This window comes from Aedoeadaptatus acetigenes, assembly GCF_025566985.1.
Classification (GTDB): Bacteria; Bacillota; Clostridia; order Tissierellales; family Peptoniphilaceae; genus Aedoeadaptatus; species Aedoeadaptatus acetigenes.
Window position 1 is genome coordinate 41,081 of the sequence record NZ_JAOQJD010000003.1, and the last position, 23,150, is coordinate 64,230.

The 23,150-nt window shown below is 50.4% G+C and carries 11 protein-coding genes; all 11 read right to left on the reverse strand.

Annotated elements, in window-relative coordinates:
* Window positions 1-3 precede the first annotated feature (3 nt).
* On the reverse strand, window positions 4-2,733 hold the full coding sequence (locus tag OCV31_RS01945; RefSeq protein WP_148472115.1) for an S-layer homology domain-containing protein: 2,730 nt from the start codon (window positions 2,731-2,733) through the stop codon (window positions 4-6).
* Entirely contained in the window at window positions 2,730-3,245 is a 516-nt protein-coding gene (locus OCV31_RS01950) for a flavodoxin family protein (RefSeq protein ID WP_148472117.1), read from the reverse strand. Before OCV31_RS01950 ends, OCV31_RS01945 begins: the two co-directional genes overlap by 4 nt.
* On the reverse strand, window positions 3,246-4,013 hold the full coding sequence (locus OCV31_RS01955) for an ABC transporter ATP-binding protein (protein ID WP_148472119.1): 768 nt from the start codon (window positions 4,011-4,013) through the stop codon (window positions 3,246-3,248).
* Window positions 4,003-5,019, reverse strand: a complete 1,017-nt coding sequence (locus OCV31_RS01960; RefSeq protein WP_148472121.1) for a FecCD family ABC transporter permease — start codon at window positions 5,017-5,019, stop codon at window positions 4,003-4,005. The genes OCV31_RS01955 and OCV31_RS01960 overlap by 11 nt, the downstream gene beginning before the upstream one ends.
* Window positions 5,003-5,887: a heme ABC transporter substrate-binding protein IsdE gene (gene isdE, locus OCV31_RS01965; RefSeq protein WP_108831872.1), complete on the reverse strand. Its 885-nt coding sequence runs from the start codon at window positions 5,885-5,887 to the stop codon at window positions 5,003-5,005. The genes OCV31_RS01960 and isdE overlap by 17 nt, the downstream gene beginning before the upstream one ends.
* Window positions 5,859-6,833 carry a heme-binding Shp domain-containing protein gene (locus OCV31_RS01970; RefSeq protein ID WP_148472123.1) on the reverse strand — a complete coding sequence of 325 codons (975 nt, stop codon included), beginning with the start codon at window positions 6,831-6,833 and terminating at the stop codon, window positions 5,859-5,861. Before OCV31_RS01970 ends, isdE begins: the two co-directional genes overlap by 29 nt.
* Window positions 6,830-8,656, reverse strand: coding sequence for an NEAT domain-containing protein (locus tag OCV31_RS01975; protein ID WP_148472125.1), 1,827 nt, complete (start codon window positions 8,654-8,656; stop codon window positions 6,830-6,832). The genes OCV31_RS01970 and OCV31_RS01975 overlap by 4 nt, the downstream gene beginning before the upstream one ends.
* A gap of 19 nt (window positions 8,657-8,675) precedes the next feature.
* Window positions 8,676-9,053, reverse strand: coding sequence for a YbaN family protein (locus OCV31_RS01980; protein ID WP_148472127.1), 378 nt, complete (start codon window positions 9,051-9,053; stop codon window positions 8,676-8,678).
* Window positions 9,054-9,069: 16 nt separating this feature from the next.
* Window positions 9,070-9,903, reverse strand: a complete 834-nt coding sequence (locus tag OCV31_RS01985) for a MarR family winged helix-turn-helix transcriptional regulator (protein ID WP_148472129.1) — start codon at window positions 9,901-9,903, stop codon at window positions 9,070-9,072.
* A gap of 136 nt (window positions 9,904-10,039) precedes the next feature.
* Window positions 10,040-16,420 (reverse strand): S8 family serine peptidase, encoded by a 6,381-nt coding sequence (locus OCV31_RS01990; RefSeq protein WP_148472131.1) that lies wholly within the window; start codon window positions 16,418-16,420, stop codon window positions 10,040-10,042.
* A gap of 36 nt (window positions 16,421-16,456) precedes the next feature.
* Window positions 16,457-22,996: an S-layer homology domain-containing protein gene (locus tag OCV31_RS01995; RefSeq protein ID WP_148472133.1), complete on the reverse strand. Its 6,540-nt coding sequence runs from the start codon at window positions 22,994-22,996 to the stop codon at window positions 16,457-16,459.
* Window positions 22,997-23,150 lie beyond the last annotated feature (154 nt).

Consider the following 23,150-nt stretch of genomic DNA (forward strand, 5'->3'; position numbering starts at 1 on the left):
TCCTTATTTCATATCTTTTTTATCAATGGTGTACAACACTTGGGCGGCTTGGGCGCGGGTAAAGCTGCCTTTAGGCACGAAATTTCCGTTTCCGACGCCGGACAAGAGGCCTTGATTGGTCATTTTTTCGACGGATCCCTTTGCCCAGGATGAAATCGTTGTGCCGTCATTAAACTGAGCTTTGTTTGTCGAAGGATAGGTTTTTTTCTGATCGGCGAGGAATTTATCCAAAATCACGGCCATTTCTTCCCGCGTAATGGTGCGGTTCGGTTCAAACTTTCCGAAGCCCGTGCCTTTTACAATGCCTTTGGACTCCGCCCAAGCCACATAAGGGGCGTAGTAGGCATCGGCTTTGACATCGCGAAAGGCCGTCGACGCACCGGAGGAGGTGATACCGGCTTTTCTTCCGAGAATCGTCACAAATTCCGCGCGGGTTATAGCCCGGTTCGGCGCGAAGCGGGAATTCCCCTCTCCCTTGAAGTAGCCGCGGGCCACACTGTGAGCGATGGCGTCCACTGCCCAGTGATCGGCGCCCACATCGTTAAAGCGCTTCAAGATCGCGCTTCGCTCCGCCTCCTCTTGCACCTTGAGGGATTCTTTTTTCTTGTCTTCAGCGGATTTCTGTTCTTCTTTTTTCTTGTCTTCCGTTTTCTTCTCTTCTGTTTGCTTTTCAGGCGTCTTCACTTCACCGTCGATGCGGCGCGTTTCCCTTGCGCTGTTCCAGTCAAATTGCAGGTAAGCGTCTTGTTCGCCGGCTCCGGGCTTGCCCCCTTGCAGCTCGTCCATAATATCCACCCAAAGGGCAATTTTTTGGGATTGGACTTTCTCCCGTAAAGTGAAGGACCACAGGCCGTCGCCGTGATAAGAGGCTCGGCGTTTCGCGCCGCCGTCATAATAGAAGAGATTGGTCAGACGACCTTCCATATTGTTCATCTTCAAGGGTTTAAATTGAACATAATAGGTGTAGCGCCCGTTGTAGGCATCCACCGTGGCAGAGGTGCTCAGGGCCGAGGCGGCCATGGACTTTCCGCCGCCCACTCGCATCATTGTCACGGGAAGCTCGTAGCGCAGAGTTTGATCCTTTTTCGTATCGTCTTTTTTGTCGAGAGGCTTTTCATCCTTCGGCTTGTCTTTATTTTCATCCTTGGGCTTGGTCTCGTTGCCGTCTTTCGGCTTTTCTTTATTTCCATCTTCGGGCTTGGTTTCGTTGCCGTCCTTCGGCTTATCTTTATTTCCATCTTCGGGCTTGGTCTCGTTGCCGTCTTTCGGCTTGTCTTTATTTCCATCTTCGGGTTTGGTCTCGTTGCCGTCTTCCGGCTTCTCGGGCGTTTGTCCTTCCCCGCCCGGTTTCTTATCGCCGTCTTCCGGTTTGTCTTCTTCAATGCCGGAAAAATCGAATTTCAAACAGGCGTCTTGTTCGCCTTTGCCGGGGCCGCCTGCTAACTCGTCCATGATATCCACCCAAATGGCGATCTTTTGCGATTCCGCTTTCTCATTCAGTGTGAAAGACCACAGGCCGTCGCCATGGTTCGTCGCTTGGCGCTTTTCCGTGCCGTCGTAGTAGAAGAGATTGGTCAGGTGACCTTCCATGCCCATCGTCTTCATGGGAATGAATTGAACGTAGTAGGTGTAGCTGCCATTGGCGATTTCCACCTTCGCCGTCTTATTTATCGCCGACGCGGCCATGGATTTTCCGCCGTCGACTTTTACTAATTTCACGGGGAGTTCGTAGCTTCGGGATTGATCGTTATTTTTGTCTTGAGGCTTGTCCGGGGTCTTACCGCTCTCCTCGGGCGTTTGTCCTTCCCCGCCCGGTTTCTTTTCGCCATTGCTTTCATTCGCGCCGGAAAAATCAAAAGTCAGATAAGCGTCTTGTTTTTTCTTTTGACCATCTATATCGACCCATACGTGAACCTTTTGCCGTTCGACTTTTCCTTTCGTCGCAAAGGACCATCGGTGGCCGCCGTAGTTGTTCGCTTGTTTTTGAACGCCGGCTTCATCATAATAGAAAAGGTTTTCGAGATAGCCCTCTTCGTCGTCGGTTTCAAAGTACCTGAACTGAAGGGTGTAGGTGTAATCCTCGCCGTCGACATCGACCGTCGCCGTCGGATCCAAAATATCCCCTTCTATCAAAGGCGTTCCGTCTTCTTTCGTCAGTTTCACGGGAACTTGATGCGTAGCCTTTTCATTCATCTCAGGCTTCTTATCGCCTTCATCGTTCGCGCCTTCTGTCGGCCAAGCAACTTTTAACACCGCGCTCTTTTTCCCCGGCACGCCCATAATTCTTACATTGAAACCAAGAGCGATGCGATCCGCTTTTTGATCCAGGGTAATGGACCACACGCCGTCAGATACGGGGGTTGCCTTTTTCTCTTCCCCGTCCGCTGTGTAAAAGAGCTCCAGAATGACGCCGGCTCCGTTCATCATGGGCTGCGTTTTTATCGTGTAGGTGAACTTTCCCTTTTCTTCGACCACTTTCCCTTGAGAAATAATGGCCTTATTTGCCATGGACTTTTCGTTTTCGTTCTCTTCTTTAACCAATCGGTAGGTGACGTCGTAGGTTTTGGCTTCATTTGCCGACAGACTATTTTCCGATAAAGGCCTTGTCTGCGCTACTTCCCTTGCGACCGTCGGCGCACCGTAAGCCTGAACTTGAGTCGAAAAAATGGGCTGAGCCACGGCAGGGAGCACCATTAATGCCGCCAAGGCTAAACTCGTCTTTTGTTTTTTCATCGAATTCCTCCTTTTTCCAATTGTTCTGTGAAATACATTGCCGCTTCCTTCAGCTCCTCTTCCGTCGCCTCTCTGGATTTTTCGGAAGCCTCTTTCATTTGCTCCCTGGCATCCTTCGGCACAAAGACGAGCAGATCGATGCGGGCCGCCAATTTTTCGTCCACTTTTCCGGGACATAAGTAGGTGCCTAAGCTTTCTTTCTTGTGATCGAATAGGCATTTTTTAAGGCCCTCCATGGCCCGTTTTCCGTGCTCGGAATCGGGCATGGCGCCCATGGTTAAAAAGAGCCCGAGTTTTTTCGGCGCCCCTTCCAGGGCGTTCATCACCGCCTTGTCGGGCATGGCCCGGTCGCACCAGCCGCCGAGAAGGCCGTAATCGTAGATCGCCAGATCCGGTTTGTCCTTCAGATCCAAAAGGGTCATGTCCCGATTCTCCTTCAGCGCGTCGTACAAGTACTGTGCCATACGCTTTGTGTTTCCCGTCTTCGACGAGTAGGCTATAAATCCTTTCATCTAATCCTCCTTGGGTTTTACAATGGACGCGCCGCCGACCTCGATCAGCTCCAGCTCCGTGCCGTAGAGTTTACTAATGACGCGGCTGTTCAGCACCTCCTTGGGATCGCCTTGGTAGACGATTTTGCCGTGATACATGCCGATCACTTCATCGGAATAATTAATGGCCTGCATAATATCGTGGAGCACCATGACGATGGTGGTGTTGCGCTCTTCGTTGATCTTCTTTACCAGACGCAATATTTCCAACTGGTACTTAATGTCCAAATAGGTGGTGGGCTCGTCCAGCAGAAGAATATCGGAGCACTGCGCCAAAGCCATGGCGATAAACACCCGCTGCTTCTGCCCGCCGGACAGGGTTCTGATTTCCCTTTGCCCCAATTCCGTGATGCCGGTCATTTCCATGGCCCGTTCGATTTCTTCCATGTCCTCCGCCGAATACTTCTGCAGGGGCTTTAAGTAGGGATTTCTGCCGTAGGAAACGTAGTCTTTCACCTTTAAATCGCCGATGATGCGATTTTGTTGATGCACGATGCCAAGCTCGCGGGCGTAGTCTTTCGGCGGATAGGAGAAAATATCTTTTCCGTGCAAAAGCACCCGACCGCGGCTCGGCTTCATTTGGCGGCTCATAATTTTTAAAAGAGTGGATTTTCCCGAGCCGTTGGCGCCCATAAGGGTGGTAATGGCGCCGGGTGTCACTTTTAAATTGAGCTTGTTTAAAATCAAATGGCCCTTGGTATAGGCGTAGCTTAGGTTTTTAATCTCCATAGTTTTCGCCTCCCAGCTTCAACAATGCGATAAAGAAGGGCCCGCCGAAGACGGCCATAATCACCGCAGCCGGTATTTCGTAGGGGTAGGCCGCGATGCGCCCCACTGTGTCCGACAGAAGCAAGACCAAACTGCCGAGGAGCATATTGAAGGGCAGTAGGTATTTGTGATCGCCCCCGACGAGGACTCGGCCGATGTGGGGCACGATGAGGCCCAAAAAGCCGATGACCCCCGCCACCGCCGTGGTGACCGACGCCAAAATAATGGCGATGAGGGCCACGATAAAGCGGTCGCGATCCACACGCACGCCCAGGGCCCGGGCGGTCTTATCTTCCAGGCTCAATAAATTCAGGGAGCGAATGGTAAACAGCGCCGCCACCAAAAAGACAATGACGTAGAGGCAGAGAATATGCACGTCGCTCCAGGTTTTTTGCGCCACATTCCCTTCGATAATGGCCTGGGTGGCGCTTAAATTTCGACCCATGACGGATTTTATGCCTTCGCCGATGCCGATGAAGGTCATGTTCAGGGCCACGCCCACGAGAATTAATCGCGTGGGCCGCACGCCGCCGTCCCATGCCAGGGTGTAGATCAAAAAGTAGGCGAAAAGACCGCCGGCGATGGAGAATAGGGGCGAGAAGCCCATAAGGGCAGGCGATAAGGCGAGCACCATGGAATTCACGAAGTTTGCCGCCGCGGAAATGCCGATAATCCCGGGATCCGTTAAGGGGTTTTTCATCACCGCCTGCAAAAGGGTCCCCGATGTGGCCAGGGCCGCACCGGCCAACATAGCGATAAACACCCGCGGGAAGCGCAAATCGTAAATCCGCGCCACATCCCCGTCGTAGGAGACGAACAGCCCCCGCAGAATTTGACCCACGCCTAATTTTAAAGAGCCTGCCGTCAGGGAGAAGAAAAAGGCCACGACCAGGAGGACGGCGACAGCGGCGAAGGAAATCCATCGCCTGCGTACTTTTTGTTTTAATTCGTCAATTCCCTTGTCCATAGAACACCTTTTCTAAATCTCCCAGCGCCTCTTTGTAGGAAAAATTGGCGCTCATACCAAATAGCTTCGTGTTAAGGTCAAACACCTTGTCCTCCTTTACGGCGCGGAAGTGTTTCCACACATCGTTGGTTTTAAATTCGTCTTGAAACATTTCGTGCACCTTCTCGGGCATGGCGTGGGCCGTTCGGAGGATGATGTCCGGATCTTTTTCCAACATATCTTCCGTGTTCACCGTTAAAAACTGCTGATCCTCATCGGGATAGACATTTTCGCCCCCGGCCAGCTTGACCAAGCTGCCCACATAGGATTTGTCCGTCGCCACCACATAGGATCCGGGAAGGCCCATGAGGATCAAGACGCGGGGGGCGGGCCCTTTGTTTCGCGATTTGAAATCCTTCATGAAGTCTTCGTAATCTTTTACGAGAACCTCCGCTTCTTTTTCTCGATTTAAAAGACGGCCCAAGTCCTCGATGGAGCGATACATCCCCGGCACATTGGATAAATTCACGAAGCCGAAGTGGATGCCCGCCGCCTGATACTTTGGCAAGAGGTCGGGCATGAGGCTCGCCGGGGAAAAAACGTAGTCCGGATTCATGGAGGAAATTTTTTCCATATCCGGGCTCATGGCCATGCCGATGGTGGGAAGGTTTTTGTAACGCTCCGGCGGCGGTTGCAATTGCGATTCCGCAATGGCGACGAGGTCCACATCCAGCTTGTCCATGATGTCGGCACAAGCCGCCGATGTGGTGATGATGCGGGCGTGATCGCCGTCGATTCGCTTTTGTTGCTTTTCTTTTTGGTTCACGCAGCCGGTAAGCAGAACGAGGATGAAAGCGATGCTAAAAATCTTCAAAACTGAAGTCTTCATCGTCATCTTCCTCTCTTAATTCATTGAGCAGGCGCTTTTTCTGTGCCAAAACATAGAACACACAGCCAGCCGACAGGGCGCCGCAGGTCACAAAGACCAAAATCGCCATCATGGATGCGAAAACAATTCGCGTCACAGGCCCCCAAGGGGCTTTTTTCTTCGGCGCTTCGGTTTTGTCGCCTTTGGCAGCTTCGCCGTTTTCAAGGGATTGTATCTCCGGCGAATCTTCCGTTAACAGCCCGTGTTCGTAACCGATGTCGCTTTCCGTATCGCCAAGGCCCGAGGCGCCGCCGTGGGTTGGGGCAGCTTTTTCGGAACCGGATGCCTCTGCCGTCGGACTTTTTGCCACAGGGGACGGGCTTTGGGCCGCCGCAGCAGCCGGAGATGCGCCGTCGACTTTCGCTTTGGCGCCGACTGCACTTTTTGCCGGTGGCGATTGTTCCGTTGGGGGCTTTTGGGCCGCGCCTTGCGACAAGACGAAATCCGTATTCCCCGGCGTCCTATTTCCCATGTCGCCGTAAAAAACCACTTCCCGCCCCATGGCGTCGATAAACAAACTTAGGCGAATCACACAATCCTTCGCCGGCAGCTGAAAGCGAAAATCTTTCCACTCCCCGCCGCCTTGAGGCGAGTCGTAAGACACATTGCTGAATCCGCTCGCGCCGCGTTTTTGCGCGGCAATGCTTACTTTAGACACATTGTCCATCATGTGGAGGCGAATGGTTAAAAGGTGTTTTTCGCCCACTTCCTCGTAAAGGGCTTGTGGGTCAAGTACGCCCTCCGCCATGCCTTGACCGATGCCTTCGTTTTTCCCCGCATCTTCAATGGCCCCGGTAACCGGGTGGCTGTAAGCGGCATGCATTTCTACAATGGAAGGACTTTCGGCAAAGCCGATGCCCGGAACGAAGAGCAGCAAGGCCAGAAGAAGAGAAAATAACTTTTTCATCGGCTCTCCCTCTCTCTTTCCGCTTCATAGATCAATTCGTCCATATACATGCGGTAATACTTTCTCGTCATGTATGCGCCGCCGCCCAGTGCGGCGAAGATAATCGTCAAACAAAAAATAATCAGACCCGGCCTCTCTTTCTCTTGCATTGCTTCTTCGTTCAGGGGTGCCTTTCGAGTGCTCTCCCCGGCCACGGCCTCCTCGTCTACATCATAGGCGCCTTCTGCAAAAGCCGGTGCGTCCCCATCCGCCGTTGAATACTCAGGTGTCGACGAACTTGCAGCCGTGGGCGCACTCGTCGATGTTGCAGGGGGCGGGGCAGTCGATTTTACATGCTTCGGCCCCTGTCCCTTCGGCGGCTTCACGGCCTTCTGCTTTGCCTGTGGCTTCATCCTCAGGCCACTGCTTGTGACGGGCTTTGAAGGGGTTTTCGCCGTTTTGATGAAGAATGTGCCCAAGCTTTTCGTCGTGAAATGAATGCTTCCCTCTTTTATTTTTGACGGAAGCTTCTCCCCTTTTTCGTTGTAAATCTCCGCCACGGCCCCTTGAAAGGGAATGGCTGCCGCCACGGGCTTTTGCGGCGAAAGATTGGTTCCCAAGGCTTGAACCGAGCCGGTGTAATCTTTCGGAATCCTTTCAACGGGCTTTCGGCAGGCCAGATTGTACGCCTTGGTTCCCGCAGGAAGATTGAGCTTTCCGAGTGCGGTTTGAAGGTCACGCCCGTTAAGGGCGTTGGCGTAAAATTCAAATCCTTCGCTAAAGGCGCCCTCAGGCACAGAGAGCACCACGCCTTTGTCCGCGTAGCGATGGGCTTGGGCAAAAGAAGGCTTCTTCGGTCCCACCTCCGCCCGATGGGCCAAGGTGTTTTCGTCGGCCTCGATTTTTTTCACGCTTTGAAAATCCAATTTTAATCGCGCGTTTAAAGGCTCATCTCCCATCGGGGCCACTTTCGGATCCACCTTCAGTCGAATCATGGCCTTCTTTTCCTCGAGGGGCAGGGCAAAGATTCGCGGACGAGGGAGCGGCTCGTTCTCCGGCTTCAGATCGAAGCAGAGAGGGGCTGCCGCGGAAAATCCCTCGTCGGTTTCATAAAACACGCGACTCAACGAGGCCTGTATATTCGAAACTTTTAACGTCTTCGTGCCTAAAAACAAGGTTCCTTTTCCGTCTTTAACGAAAAGCTCCGCCTTCGGATCCAGGGCGCCATTGCCCATGGAAGGCTTATCTTCCGTTTCGTGCCACAGAGCCACATCGAGGGCATACAAACCATCTTCGAAATCAAGTGGCGCCGACGGGGTCAAAGGGGGCGTGTTTTTATTCGCCGCAGGCTCCGTCTTTTCGCCGCCCTTGTGCGGCCAGTCGATTTTTAAACGGGCCTCCTGCTCGCCAAAACCCATTTCTCCCATAACCGGCACATAAAACTTCAAGTCGTAAATGGCGCGATTGGGATCCACGGAAAAGGTGACGGTCTTCGGATAAAGCTTGCCCTTCATCCGCGGATCGCTTCCCTTTTGCGGGTCGTTGTAGCTGTCGTAATCCTTGTAGGAATCCGCCACCTGAACGCCTTGACCCTCTACGGTGACTTCGCCTAAATAGCCGCGGGTGCCCATAAAGTCTAAGGGCAAAAATTCCAGGGTGAGCAGGCGTTCATTGCCTTTTTCAATCCATTTCGCCTCCGGATTTAACGCCTTTTGCGCCATGGAAGGGACGTCTTCCGTTTTCTTTAACAGCATCACTTTCACCGTGCTCCCGCTCGCCCATGCACCGCCGGGAATCAGTAAAATGGCGAGGACAAGCAGAAGTATGAATTTATATCGTTTCATGTCCCCATCCTTTAAAATCCTATTCCTCTGCAGTTGCCGCCGACTGCGTAGGGATGCGCTTCAAAAAAATGTAGTAGTGAAGCACCAGCACCAGGGCCAGGGCCATGCGGGCGTGTTTCACGGGAATCGCAAAAAAGCAAATGGCCAACAGCAAGGTAATGAGCGCAAGCACTTTGCACTTCTTCTCCTTCGTCATGCCCTTTCCCTCAAGCAAGGGCTCGACATTTTCTCGATAGAGGGGCAATTCCGTGAGCCATCTGTGAAATTTTTCCGAGCCCCGGGCAAAGCACGCCGCCGCCAAAATCAAAAAGGGCGTCGTGGGAAGCACCGGCAGATACACGCCGATGAGGCCGATTCCCGTAAAGAGAAAGCCCAGAATCATAAATAGTATTTTCAACAATCCACTCCTTTCACTAACACTGTGCAAGATTTAAGACCAAGAGATAATTCGCTTCGGCTCGGTGGCCGGAAAAATTCACCGCCGCATAGGAGCGGAACCAAGTGTAGGCGATCAGCACGCCGCCGCCTAAATAGGTCCACTGGCCGAAAACATCCAAGGGAATTTCCGCCCGTCGGTCTTTAAAGGCAATGGCGTGGCTCTCTCCGTCTTTTTGGTAGACCAACTCTTTGACCGCACCGTGTTTCATATGCCCTTTGTGCTCTTTTTTTAGAGGACGGGTGGTGAATACCACGTGGGGCGAGTCGCCGATGACGAGCTCCGCCGTGTTTTCGAAAACCTTATTGGCCATGGACGGGCGAATCGCCGATTCCGCCTCGTCCACATGTTGCTGAAAAATCGTCAGGTGCACGGGATAGGTTTTCTTATCCAAAATCTCGAGAAGAAAATCTCCGTCCACCTTTTCTCCGGGATCCGGCAAATGCTCGAAGAGCTTCGATTTTTGCGACAGGAAACAGGCGATGCAATTCTCTCCCTTGCCGATCAGCTGCGAGGAGAAGATCGTGGCCCGATCTTCTTCAATGCCGAAAATACCCTGCATGGTTAGGGAAAGCAATTGCTTTTCCCGCTCCAATTTGTCTTTAATCAACGTGCCGATTTCGGTGACGTAGTAATCATTTTTCTGCTTATACAAAATCCCCGCCTTCACCATGCGGTCCAGCATTTTCTTTGCATTGGGCCTGGAACACGCAAAGATTTGACTTAAGTCAATAATCGTGCGACTGGGATGCTCGTCGGTAAAGCAAAGCAAATAATTTTGTTGTTGTTCTGTTAAACGTAAATCCGTCATTGCGTCATCCTTCCAATGAAATCATTGATATGTTTTATCATTTCATACACCTTTTCATTGTAAGTTTTTCTTGCCCTGCGTTCAATCATTTTTTAATCATGGAAAGGAATGCGGAATCACCCGCACCCCTCCATGGTTAATTGGCTGCCTTTTGAATTTCTTTATAGGCCCAGTGATTGGCGTCAACATCATTAAATTGCATCGTTCCGGGTCTTCCGACGACCTTAAAGGCGCGATTTACAATGACAACCAGTTCCGCGCGGGTGACCGTGCGCTCGCCGCCAAAGGTGCCGTCGGGGTAGCCTTGAATGATTCCAGCATTTTGCACGGCGCCGACGTAGCCGTTGTACCATGCACTGCCTTTCACGTCGTTAAAGCGGGCGTTGTCCACCTTTAGATTTAAGACGCGGGTCATGATGGCCGCAAGTTCCGCGCGGGTCATGCTTCCTTCCGGTCGCAAATTGCCGTCGTTGTAGCCGTTTAAAATGGACAGGCCGTAGAGTCGAGCCACGCTATTTCCGTACCATTCACTGCCGCTTACATCTTTCGGCAGGCGGTAGGCGTCGCTGTTTTGAATGAATTGATTCAAAATTTGAGCCACTTCTCCGCGGGTCACTTCCTTGTTCGGCTTAAAGCTGCCGTCGGGGAAGCCTTTTACATACGCTTTTTCAGGCGCTTTTACCGTAAAGCTGTGGGCTTTTTGTTCCGCAACTTTCGGCGCTTCCTTCTTCACCTCCGGTTGTTTTACCTCAGGTTGTTTTACCTCAGGCGCCGATGCTTGATGGCTCGGGCGATAAGAAGGCGCGGGCGATTCGCCTCTCGGCTCTTGGCGAGGCCAAGGATTCGGTTTCGGAACGGGATTCGGCTTCGGTGTCGGCACATTGGGCTGAGGATTCGGCCTCGGTGTCGGCACATCAGGCGTCGGCTTCGGCGTCGGCACATCCGGCTCAGGATTTGGCTTCGGCACATCCGGTGTCGGCTCAGGCTTCGGCGTTTCTTTTACCAATTGATCCATGGCGTTGTAAACAGACGTTACTGCTCGATTGATCTCCGATGCATTGTTGCCTTCTAACGCCGCCATGGCCGAATGAATGGCCTCTTCAAGCTTGGCTTTCGATTCCGCCGTGTACGATGGGGCGGCAAGTTTTGCTTCCGCTTTTTCAATGGCCTCCTTCAAAGCCGTTTTTGCTTTTTCAAGGCCGTCGTCCACCTTCGGCGGTTTTTCTTCCGATTCTTCGATCTTCTTCATGTTAGCGATATCATAGCTTAAACGCATGATATCTTCGTTAAAGCCCGGTCCGTTACCGATGACGTATTTTACTTTTACGAAATGTTCCGGACGAGGGTCTTTGTCCATGTCGATGGTGAACGAGCTTAAGTCGCCCATGGCATCGGTCACTTTGTCGATGACGGGCATGGCGTCCACTTTGCCTTCCCCGTCGGAGGAAGCAAAGAGAATGTCTTTTAAATGACCTTCCGTGTTCCCAAATGGAAGAACTTTGCAGTTGACGACGACACGGTAATGAACCTTGCCTTCTTTGTCCGTTGTCTTAATCACCTTCGCAGGGGATTTGAAGACGCCGGCGGCCATGGATTCCTGATCCTTGCTTGCGTGAAGGGCTCTAAAGGGAAGTTCGTAGATTTCCGTTTTTTCCACTTCTTGCGAGGGTTTTTCCAAAAGATCGATGGCTTCTTTTAAGGTCTTCCGTCCGTGTTTCAAACTGTCCAAACTGGAATTTTCGTCATCGGCAATCTTTTGTACGAAAGCGATGCGCTCTTGCAATTGCAACCAGCTCTTCGGCGTGTAATCACTTTCTTTGAGCTCGCGAGCCGCCAAAAGTTCTTGTTTTAACGCTTCCCGCTCGGCTTCACGCTCTTTCTTGCCCGTAACGGAGTGAAGTTTCGCCATGGCATCGGTTAATTCCTGTGCCGCGGCATTGACATCTTCTTGGGCGGGGAAGGGGCGATTGAAGATTTCTTCTGCCGCTTCCACTGCCAATTCCAAGCGGTCGAAGGATTCCGGCGTATAATCCTCTGCCTTGTATTGGGCCTCTCTGTAAGCTTTCAACGCGTCTTCCAATACTTTTTTGTCTACTAAAGCCGCATCGTCTTTTCGTTTCAATCCGTCAAGGGCCTCATTCAGATCCATGGCGGCAATATCCACCACGTCTTGATTCTTTTTCCCGTCGGGTTTTTGAAGGATGGCTTTCGCATCGTTTAAGGCTTTCGCTACTTCTTTCCAGGATTCATCGGTGTAGTCGTCCGCCTTTAAACCTTCCGCCCGCTTAATGGCCTTCTCTAATTTCGATTGATCGAAGCGAGATTCGCCTTTCTTGCGCAGCTTGCTGAGGCCCTCTCTTAAATTGTTGCAGACCTTGTCCACGTCATCTTGGCTTGCCTTGTCGTTGGCTATGGTTTGGTCCACTAAGGGCAGGTAAGCATCGATGTACTTCCAATTGCGAATATCTTCTTCCGTTTCGATGGCGTAGTCCGACTTATGGGCCAAGGCTTCGCGTGCCTTGGCAACTAATGCGCGAAGTTCATTCTTATCGACGTAATTGGGATCTTTTTCATTCAGCGGCGTAAGGGCGACGTTCCAGGCACTTGCATTGGAATTGGCGGCCCATGTTTTGGAACGTTTACTTAATCCGTAATAGCCGTCTTCCATATCTTGGAGTTCCACATGGGAAGGAATGAAATCGAGGCGTACGGTCTTTTCACTTACTCCCGGTGCAAATTCAATGTTTTGCTCCGTTCGGTACACGTCTTGACCGATTAACTTTAAGCGAAGGCCGCCCTCGTAGCCCTTACGGTTTAAGCGAACATTTAATTCTTTGCTTTCGATGCTGCGCACGTTCACGTTCTTCGTCAACAGTTTTTGGCTGTCCACGGTGAAATCTTCGCCGCCGTCGACCATGGCGTAATAGCCTTTTTGAATGCCGCTGACATCGATGGTGTAATTGCCTAAGGGCAGCTTAATGGTTCGAAGGCTGGGGTTTACAATGGTCGGTACGTATTCCTGTCCTTCCACGTCTTTATTTTTTATCAGGAGGGAGACATTCGCATTGTCCGGATTGGTCATACTGATATGAACATCTGCCGTATCCACGGATACGAAGCGGACTTCCAGCTCTTTCACAAGTTCGTCTTGTCTTATTTCGAATTCGCGGGTTTTCTCGCCGATTAATTTGTAGTTTCCGTCTTTTACATTGACCACAAGTACGTGCTTACCGGGAGAAAGATTATTGGGGTCTTCAATTTTTCCGTCGGGACTTTGTACCGTCCAGGTAAAGGCTTCTGCGGGCACGGGATCGTTGCCGACCAATGCCTTGATGCGCACGCTTCGTTCGCTACCGGTGCGTTCGCCGCTCGTCAGGGGATAGCGCAAATCGTTGCGGGCTTGGTCGTTAATTTCCACTTCGTAATCTTCGATCTTTATATTTTTTAAGTCGAAAACATATTTCCCGTTTTCCATCTTGGGCTCGATGGTGTCTTTGCCTTTTTTCAAGCGCACGGAAAGAATGCCGGAGCCGTTTTCGTCGATGGATTCGATGGTGTAGGTGCTCTTGTCGCCGTTAAAGTAGGCCTTCTTTACGCGGGGATACACTCTGTCCATGGTCATGGGAAATTCCATGACTTGGCTGTCTGCGCCGATGGATTTTCCGGCGGCGGCGACTTTTACCGTCATGTGGTATTTTCCGTCGGGAAGGGGCGTGCCCGATGAATCGGTGCCGTTCCATTGCCAGTGGGGCTTGGTGGTCATCATATTATTGGCAAACATATTGCCCACCCTCGGATCCACGAAGTAGTTTTTCACGCCGTGGTCTTCCGGGTTTTTGCTGTAATAAACCAGCTTGCCCTGATGATTTCTAATGGCGATTTCGACGCCGCCGTAGTTTCTCAGGAAGGTCGCCATAAAGATGGCCTTGTCCGCTCTGCCGTCGCCGTTGGGCGAGAAGGCGATCTTTTCTTTATCGAAGATGGGATTTGCCTTCGTCGATTTCGCTTGCGCGCCCAATACGATGAGGTTTTTGTCGATTTCGCCGCCGATATTGGTGCCGTAGTAATCGTCTTCGCCGCCTTTGTCGTAGTAATAGGAGCGCTTATTTGCCTTTACCAAATCGTAAAGGGGTGTCTCCGCTATTTCCAGCTTGTCGAAATTGCCGTGGAAGCCCACAAAGGGCGCGGATAAATTCACGCCGCCCTGTTCTTCGCAGAAGACAAAACCTTCCAGGAAGAAGCCGTTGGGCATGGTTTCTTTCAGCTTGTCCAGTCCCGTCACGGGAAGTTCCACGGTTAATTCTACGGATTCGTGTGCTTCCACGGTCACGGTTTTATTTTCGCTTTCGGAAATCTTTTGAGGACGCAAGAGGATCTTGCCGCCTTCGACCTGATCCGTGTTTAACACGCCGTAATAGGTGTAGGTCTTGGCCTTATCTGACAAATTAACAATTTTAAAGGGCACGGTGACTTTGTCACCACTTAAGTTTTTGCCTAGATTGATGGAGGTTAAGCCGTGGGACCCTTCGATAAAGGCGGTGGCTGTAATGGCTTTATCCACTTGCATCAGGCCCGAGCCTTGTTGACGGGGCGATGCGTAGGCGCCGGAATCATTGTATTTGTACGGTTGGGCCGTAGACATTAACAGCTTTTTAATGAGATCGTACTTCTTATCGCCGCGAATGCCGGAGAAGTCTTTCTCGACCCGTTGTTTCACAAGGGCCACGCCGCCGGCCACGTGGGGTGCGGCCATGGACGTGCCGTCCATAACGCCGTATTGATTGTCGTTTAATGAAGAGAGGATGCCGCCACCCGGTGCCGCAATGTCCGGCTTCAAATTGCCGTTTGGCGTCAAGCCCCAAGAGGAAAATTCCGACGGTTGGCCGCCGTCTTCGCTAAGGCTGTAAACATACTCGTCGTTAAAACGAATTTGCGCCCGGGGATTTCTTTCGACGATGTTCTTTAAATAAAGGCCGTCTTTCCTGTTGACGAAGGCCGCGGGAATGGTCGTCCCCGGTGCCTCCACTTGAATCAAAGGCATGTTCGGCTCGTTATCGTAAATAATCACACCGGCATAGCCCTTGTCCCGCGCGTTGTTGATCTTGTCCGCAAAGGAAAGGGGTTCGCCGGCAACCGGGCCCGGCTCGCCGCGCTCGATTAAAGCGTAGGTGTTTTCATTTCCCTGTTCTTTAAAATCATCCGGCCGTCCGTAACCGCAATCTTTTAAGAAAACCCATTGATCCGTTACCTTGCCAATTTTCGTCGGCTGGAAACTTAACACGCGGTCGTCGCCCATCAATTGAATGCCCTTTTTGGCCACTTTCATGTTTTGAATGGAGGCCACGGAAAGAGAATTGGGGCTGACGGAGGGATCGGCCAACATGCCGATGTCCGGATTTTCCGCTTTCGGTTTGCTGTTTGAACCGGGAGAGTAGCCGAAGAAGCCGTTGTTCCCCGCCGCAATGGCCACGAGGATTCCCGCTTGCTTCGCTTTTTCAAGGGCGAGCACGGTGTTGGGGAAGACGTAATCTTCCGTACCTGCCGGGGAACCGATGCTGATGTTCATGGAATCCACGCCCAGTTTAATGGCGTCGTCAATGGCCTTGGTATAAATTTCCGCCGAAGTGCCGTTTCCGAAGACGCCGCCGCCAAAGACGCGCATAAAGACGATTTGCGCTTCCGGCGCTACCCCTTGGATTTTTTCGCTGTTCCCTGCCACAATGCCCGAGACGTGCATGCCGTGGCTCATGGGATCGAATTCTTTGATGGAGGTGGATTTGTTGGCGTAGTTGTAGCCAAAGGGAATTTTCGAGCTGAAGTAATCGCCGCGGGCGATGTCCAAATCGTCGATCAACTTCTTGACTTCGCCTTGGCTTTTGATGCGGCCGCTGTTCGGGTCGCTGAGCTTCATGGCTTCGTGGTAAGGATCCACGCCGGAGTCGATGACGGCGATGACGCTGCCTTTTCCGGCGTAGCTTTTTTTCCACGCCTTGTTTGCTTCCACCATGTTATTGGACGAGATGTCCGTCTTTCCGAAGGAGCGGGGCATGATGGGTTTTTTCGGCGCCTTGAACTGTTGGGAAATTTCCACCGAGGCGACGTCTGTCATTTTTTCAATGGCGCCAATGTCTTTCCTCTGCACTTCCAAAGCGACGCCGGTGTAGGCCACGTCGTAGGTTTCTACGACATTGTACTTAATTCCCGCGTCCTTTAAACTCTTGTAAAAAGTTTCCCGCGCCGCACGGGCATAGGCCACTTGCGCGCGAATATTCTCTCTTGTATTTAAATCTTCGGCATCCACCGACGGTAATCCCGTTCTCTTTTCTCGCTTGCGCTCTTTCAGTGCGACGAGCAAGGTAATTTTTTCCGATGGATCTTTGTCGCCAAAGGAGGCAGCTTTGGCCGTCCCATTGGGGGCGGCTGCAAAGCTCGGACTCATCATGGCTGTAAAGAGCATTAAGAAACTTAATACCACAGGTATGACAAATCGTCTGAAACGAACTCCTTGTTTACTCATTGGATGAGCATCCTCTCTTTCTTACTTTTTCCGCAATTAGTTGGCGGCTTTTTGAATGTCCTCGTAAGCCCAGTGGTTTTCCGGCAAATCGCTGAACGCTTTGCGGGATTGTTTCTTGGGAATATTGAATGCGCGGTTAATCATGGCGATAATTTCCGCACGGGTAATGACGCGGTCTCCGCCAAAGGATCCGTCCTCGTAGCCGACGACGATGCCCGCTTCTTTCAGGGCGCCGGCATAGCCTGCATACCACGCGTTTGCGGGAACATCTTTAAATCCGCCCTGTTTCGGTTGAAGGCCTTTTAATCTGGCGATCATGGTCACCGCTTGGGCTCTGGTTACCCCTTCATTGGGACGGTAATTGCCGTCGCCGTAGCCGGTAATAATGCCTGCATTGATTAAGGTTTTAAAGCTGTCGAAATACCAATCCGTGGGGCGAATGTCTGCCAGGGCTTTTTGTAAATCGCCGCTTACGCTTACAAAACGCGCCAGCATGGTGGCGATTTCCGAACGAACCACCTTTTGATTCGGTTTAAAGCTTCCGTCGGGATAGCCTTTGACGAAGGCTTCTTTCGGCACATTGACCGTAAAGTTCCGTTTCGTTTCCGTTACCTTCGGTTTTTCAACCGGTTTGCTTTCCTGAGGTTTCGACGAAGCGGATTGGGTGTTTGCGCCGAATCGATTGCTTGCGCTACCGGAAGAGGAGCCGCCGGGCCTGTTTTTATTTTCATTGGAAGGATTCGGTGTCGGCTTCGGTTGCGGCTGCGGCGTCGGCTTCGGCTGCGGCTTCGGTTGCGGATTCGGCTTCGGTTGCGGTTGAGGCGTCGGTTGAGGCGTCGGTTTTTGTGCTTCTTTTAAGCCGGCGACTGCTTTTCCAAGATCGGCTTTCGCCTTGTCTATGGCCGCTTTGTCCCTTCCCGCTACATCTCTTTCTGCCTGAGTGATGGCCTTTTCCACCGCTGTTTTCGTTTCGGCCGTGTAGGCCTTGCCGTCTTTCAATTTAGCTTTTGCTACTTTGATGGCCTTGGTTAAAGCCGTTTTCGCTTCTTGAAGCTTGGCGTCTTCTTGTGGAACAACTTCCTTTTCTTTAAGGGCCTTCACGGCTTCTTCAAGATCAGCTTTTGCCGCGTTCATAGCTTCGGCATCGTTGCCTTTTAATGCTTCATTAGCAGCTACCACTTTTTCTTCTACTGCTTGCTTCGTTTCGTCGGTGTAATCTTTGCCGTCTTTAAGCGTAGCTTCTGCGGCTGCGATGGCCTTGGTTAAAGCTGCTTTCGCTTCTTGAAGCTTGGCGTCTTCTTGTGGAACAACTTCCTTTTCTTTAAGGGCCTTCACGGCATTTTCAAGATTAGCTTTTGCCGCGTTCATGGCCGCTGCTTCGTTGCCTTTTAATGCTTCGTTAGCAGCTACCACTTTTTCTTCTACTGCTTGCTTCGTTTCGTCGGTGTAATCTTTGCCGTCTTTAAGCGTAGCTTCTGCCGCCTCAATGGCTGCCCTTAACGCATCCTTTGCCTTAGCAAGGCTCTCATCGGCCGACGTTTCGGGCGTCTTGAAGTCGACCGAGTAATAGAATTCCGTTTCGAAATTATTCTTCGAAAGCATGAGGCGTCGGGTCAGTTTGTAATTCGCGCCGGAATCCAACGCTGTTTCAATGACGGGGTTTAAGCTGTCCACCGGATCGATTTCCGATTCGATCTCGTTGTGGCCCTTGTTTTTCACAAAACCGTTATAGACCACTGTGGCCTTGACGCCGTCAATTTTTTCAATGGTGTCTTGAATCTTCCAGTCCCATCCGTCTTTATCCAAGACTTGTGCTATGGCCAATTGCTCGTTGCCTGTGCGAATGCCGTATTTCCTGTAAATGGTGTTTTCCACAAAGTCTTTGTATTCGCCGGGGCTCTTGAAGAATTTCCAATCGTTAATGTCGCCGCTATTCCAGTAGAACATTTGAAGTAAATCCAAATCTTGGCTTACCTTTACTTTGCCCTCTGCATAGCTCACTTGTGCATTCATGGCGCTACGTTGCGGTTGGTAATAGTTGTCGTGGGTGTCTTTTATGGTCACGCCCGCTTTTTTAATGATGGCCAATTCGGCGTCCGTCAAGGTAGATTTCAAGTAGTTGCAGGATACGTCGAATTTATTGAAGCGCACCCGTTGACCGCTTGCTTTTGCCGCGATTTTATCGAAGGGAATGTTTTTCAACAGATTGCCCTTTACGATTAAATTCGGATACTTCGTGGCGTATTTATTGGCGTTATCCGCCATGCGCAGCCAGAGGCTTTCCGGCAGGGATTCAATTTCGTTGTTTTCCAGGTAAAGAGATACCAGTCTGTTTAATTGATCCATGGTCTTCGGAAGGGCCTTCAGCCTGTTGTTGTTGGCGCGAAGTTCTTCCAAGGATTTGTACTTGCCGAATGCTTCCGGCAGGGCTGTCAATTCATTGTCGTTCACATTGATGATTCTCAAGCGTCTATACTTGTCCGCCAAAACTCCGTCCAGGCTGGTCAATTTGTTTTCGGAAGCATAGAAGGTTTCCAGGCGACTCGCATCTTTTAAGAAGCCTTCCGGCAGTTTTTCAATGCCGTTGTTGGACAGGTCGATCTCCTTGATGTATTTGTTTTTCGCCAACAGGCCTTTGTCCAGGTCTTTCAATTTGTTCCCGGACATCCACAAGGTGGAGAGGTATTCGTTGTTATCGAAAATGCCCTTGGGAAGGCTTTCGAGCTTGTTGCCGTAAATATTAATATGGGTGAGGCCCGTCATCTTATCGAAAAGCCCTGCGGGAATTTCGGTAATGTCGTTGCTGGAAAGCTCGATGCCCGTCACGCCGGGGCCGAGATCCTTCAACATGGAAATATCCGGCGTCTTAGCGATTTTTTCTCCGGAAAGATCCAGGTGGCCCGTGGCCTTTTGCAATTCTTCAGGGGAAAGCTTGCCGTCATCGTCCAAATCCTTTACGCCGGCATCGATAAGCTTCAAGGTAAGATTGTCGGCGTTTCTCTTCTTTTGTGCTTCGGGATCCGTGGGATCGTCATAGCCTGTAAAGCCTTTTTTAATAGGGGCTTTAAAGTGGAGGTCGGCCTTTGTATACTTATCGAACTGATCTTTTTTGTCGGCACTTCCTCCCATCATGCCGTTTACAAGAACAGCGAGCTTTTGAATTTGATCCAAGTCCTTCACTTCGCAAGTGTAGATGGCTTGATCTTGTTTTAAGCCATCGGTGGTTTTTACGCCGGATTTAAATTGACCGTCGATCTTCATGCCTAGGTCCAGTATTAGATTCGCCAGTCTGCCTGCTCGCAAGGACAAGGTCATTTTGCCGTCCTCTACGACAAGCCTGGCGCGATTGCCGATAATGCCGCTTACCATAGGAAGGTCTGTGGTTTCGCCCTCTCTCGATGCCATAAATCGAATGGTGTATACGCCGTCGGGAAGCTTGTCCGTTAAATTGAAGTTGTCGGTCTTCGCAGGTGCCTCGCCGGCTTTTCTGTTTTCCCACTGGCTTCCGTCGGAGAAGACCACTTTAATGTGAGGATTTTCTCCCGCCTTTTCTATGGCCTCTTGCAGGTCTCTGCTAATGACGTCGAAGGCATTGACGCTGCCGTAGGAGCAGTAGCCTTCCACATTCTTAACGGATTCCCTGCCGTTAATCGTAAAGGTGGCTTCCTTTATGGCCTTGGCTAAGGCCTTTTGTGCTTCTTTTTCATCTTTGTTCGGATAGTTTTTAAAGTAAATCTTTAGTGATTTCGAGCCGTAGCTTGAGGTTTCGAGTTTCACCGCTTCAATGGCGAATCGTTCATTGAGCTTCCTTGTATCCCCCGGCTTATCTTTTACGCCGGAAGTGACGAAGTAGTAGCTGAATTTGTCCGCTTCAAAGACGATGTTGTTCCCTTGGATCTTCACGCCTTTTACAAGTTCGGGTGCCGCTGTACTTTCTTTGTCGTAATGGTAAACCTTTACGCTGTCTTTATCGTGGGCCCCAAGGGGAAGGGTCACCATGATTTTGCGCTTCGGCTGTTGTTTCGCATTGTTAAGCAAGAAGCTGATGTCAAAAGCCGTTACAGTCTTGGCTTTTTCGGCAACAGATTTCACCGCTTCATTGTCTTTTACAAATTGATCGCCTGTGACACTTACAACTTTTAATTCCGTTCCGTCTTTGAACGCGCCCTTCGGGTATTCAACCGTTACCTTCGCCGCGTCGTCGGTTTTGGTGATCATCTTGTCGCTTGTCATGGCGTAGGTGGTAAAGGTGTTGGTGGAGTAGGTGATAAAATCCCCTTCCACTTTCGGTTCCACTTTGTAGGTTCCCGTTTGCAGTTGATCGTCGTCATCTTCGTAAGCATAGGCTTGATATAAATTAACGCCTGTCTTGTTGTGGCTGCCTAGGGGGAAGAATAGCTTCACATTCTTAATCGTACCTTGCTTTGCTCCGTTCTTTACGAAAGAAACAGTGTAGGCGGTGAAGTTGCCTGCATTTTCAATTTCCTTGGCAGCATTTTTATAGGTTTTTAAGAATGTCGCTTTTTCGACTTTCTCTACTTTAAATTCCGTTCCCTCTTCAAAGACATCGGACATGTATTCCGCTTTTACGCCTGTGGCAGCATCGACTTTGGTGACGAGCGTCGGCTCTTCCGGTTGCGGTTTCGGCGCATTGGGATCTGCCACGGGCTTAATGGTCACGGTTTTGGTCGCCGTCGTGTTGTCGTTGTAGGTAATTTCCACTTTGATTTCGCTCTTGCCGTAAAGGGCTTTGGCGATTTCTACATCGTTGGAAACGTAGTGATCGGTGACCGTACTAAAACCAAAGGTCGATTTGTCGTATGCTTTTCCGTTGATCTTAATGGTCTTAATTTCGTTTCCAACTTCTTTTGCCTTTTGAGCCGAACCGAAATCCAATTCCAATTGCGGTGAGGCTCCATTGATTCTAAAGATAATGTTTTGAATGGGGTATTCGTCTTTCTTTCCGGTTTCAGGTGCCGGCGTTTCGTGGCCGCTTTCGCCCGGTTTGTTGTCCCAAACGGAACCGTCGGAGAAGGTAACTACAATATGAGGATCTTCCCCGGCTTCTTTTATTGCTTTCCCTAAAGCCGGTCCGCCATATTCACTGGTAGAATAAGCTTCAAAACATTCCGTCGAACCGCGCGTGATCCAACCTTGAACATTGGTAATTTTTTCTCCGCCATTGATTTGGAAAGAGGCATTCTTCATGGCTTCTTCTAAAGCATTGCTCTCTTCCCTATTGGAACTCAGCGGAAGGTTTTTAAAGAAAATTTTAGGCGTACTGTAGTCGTATTCCTTTTTCCAGTTTTTAGAGAAACCGATGCGCTCGATTTGGAAGCGCTTCGCCAATGTGTTTTCATTGCCCGTTTCCGGTTTTTGCTTTTTATCTTCCTTTTCAATGTATTTCTTCACATCGAATTTAATTTCTTTCGGCGCTACATAGCCCGCTTGGGTGTAGGTAATGGTATTGTCGTCTTTAAAGCCGATTTCGATTTTGTGGGCCTTGTTGTCCAGTAATTTTAAGCCCGTCATGGCAAATTCGAGCTTCCCATTAAACAGCGTAAGATCTCTCGTGTCTTTCTTCGCATCGATAAAGAAGTTTGTAAAGCCCGGTCTTAAATCATTGCCTTGATTGTCGTCGACGAGGATGTAACGAATGTTTTGGAAGTATTTGGTATGCCATTGATCTTGCGGCGTATCACTTGAAAGGATCAGGGCGTTGCCTAATTTTTCAGGCGTTCCCACACCGGTAATTTCCAAACCTTCTGCCATGCCGCCGGTATTCACTTGGCTAAGTTTATTATTCGGCGCAGGTTCTTTGTTTTCGTCCACATAGCCCGCTTCCGTCTTCACGACTTCCGAGCCGTCTTTCATAATAATTTTAAATTCGTGGGCGGTTTTTCTGCCGAAGTTTTCTACAATGGCCGCCGCGTCTTTCATCTTATCCCAAGTGCGGAAAACGCCGCCTTGCCAGAGGAGATTGGGATAATTGTCGCTGCCTATAAAGTTCAGCGTCTTGCCGTCGATGACGACTTTTTCCACATTATTTTTTAATAAGTAAGTTAATGCGCCACCGTTGGAATCATGGGCGTATCTCAATCGAACACCGACATAAGTTCCCACGGGATCCGTGCTGGATTGGCCTGTTTCAATGGATGTGATCGTCAGACCGTCTGCCATTTTCTTTATGTTTTCGTTTTTGATCACGCCTTTATAAAAGGTATAACCTTGCGCCGTAATCTCAATGAGATTTTCCGGCAAGACGAGGACATGATTGTCGATGATGATCTTTCCTTCGTCTTCATCATATCCGAAGGTGTAATTCGCCTCGCCTGTCGACGTGCCCTCTCTGTAATAAGATTGCTTGTTGATTTTAATCGCCGTGATGCTTCGCATCCAATCGCTTTGTGCTTCTCCGGGCTCATCGCCTGCAAATCCTATTTTCAAAGCACCTTCCGATGTGTCGAAGACAATGCCCTGAGGCACTTCCTTCGCCCCATTGGCGTGGACACTGCTTACAGGAAAACTTGTCAGCAGCATACAAAAAGCCAACAAGAGTGCTATGTGTCGTTTCATTCATGTTCCTCCTTCTGTCTATGGTTTGATAAAAACTAACTGATTGTTGCTATCATTATATTAATTAAGCCGATAGACTTTATCAATGGATTCGGTATAATTTTTTCGTTAACCTCGGTTAACGCCCGGGGAGTGATATCATTTCTCATCGCTC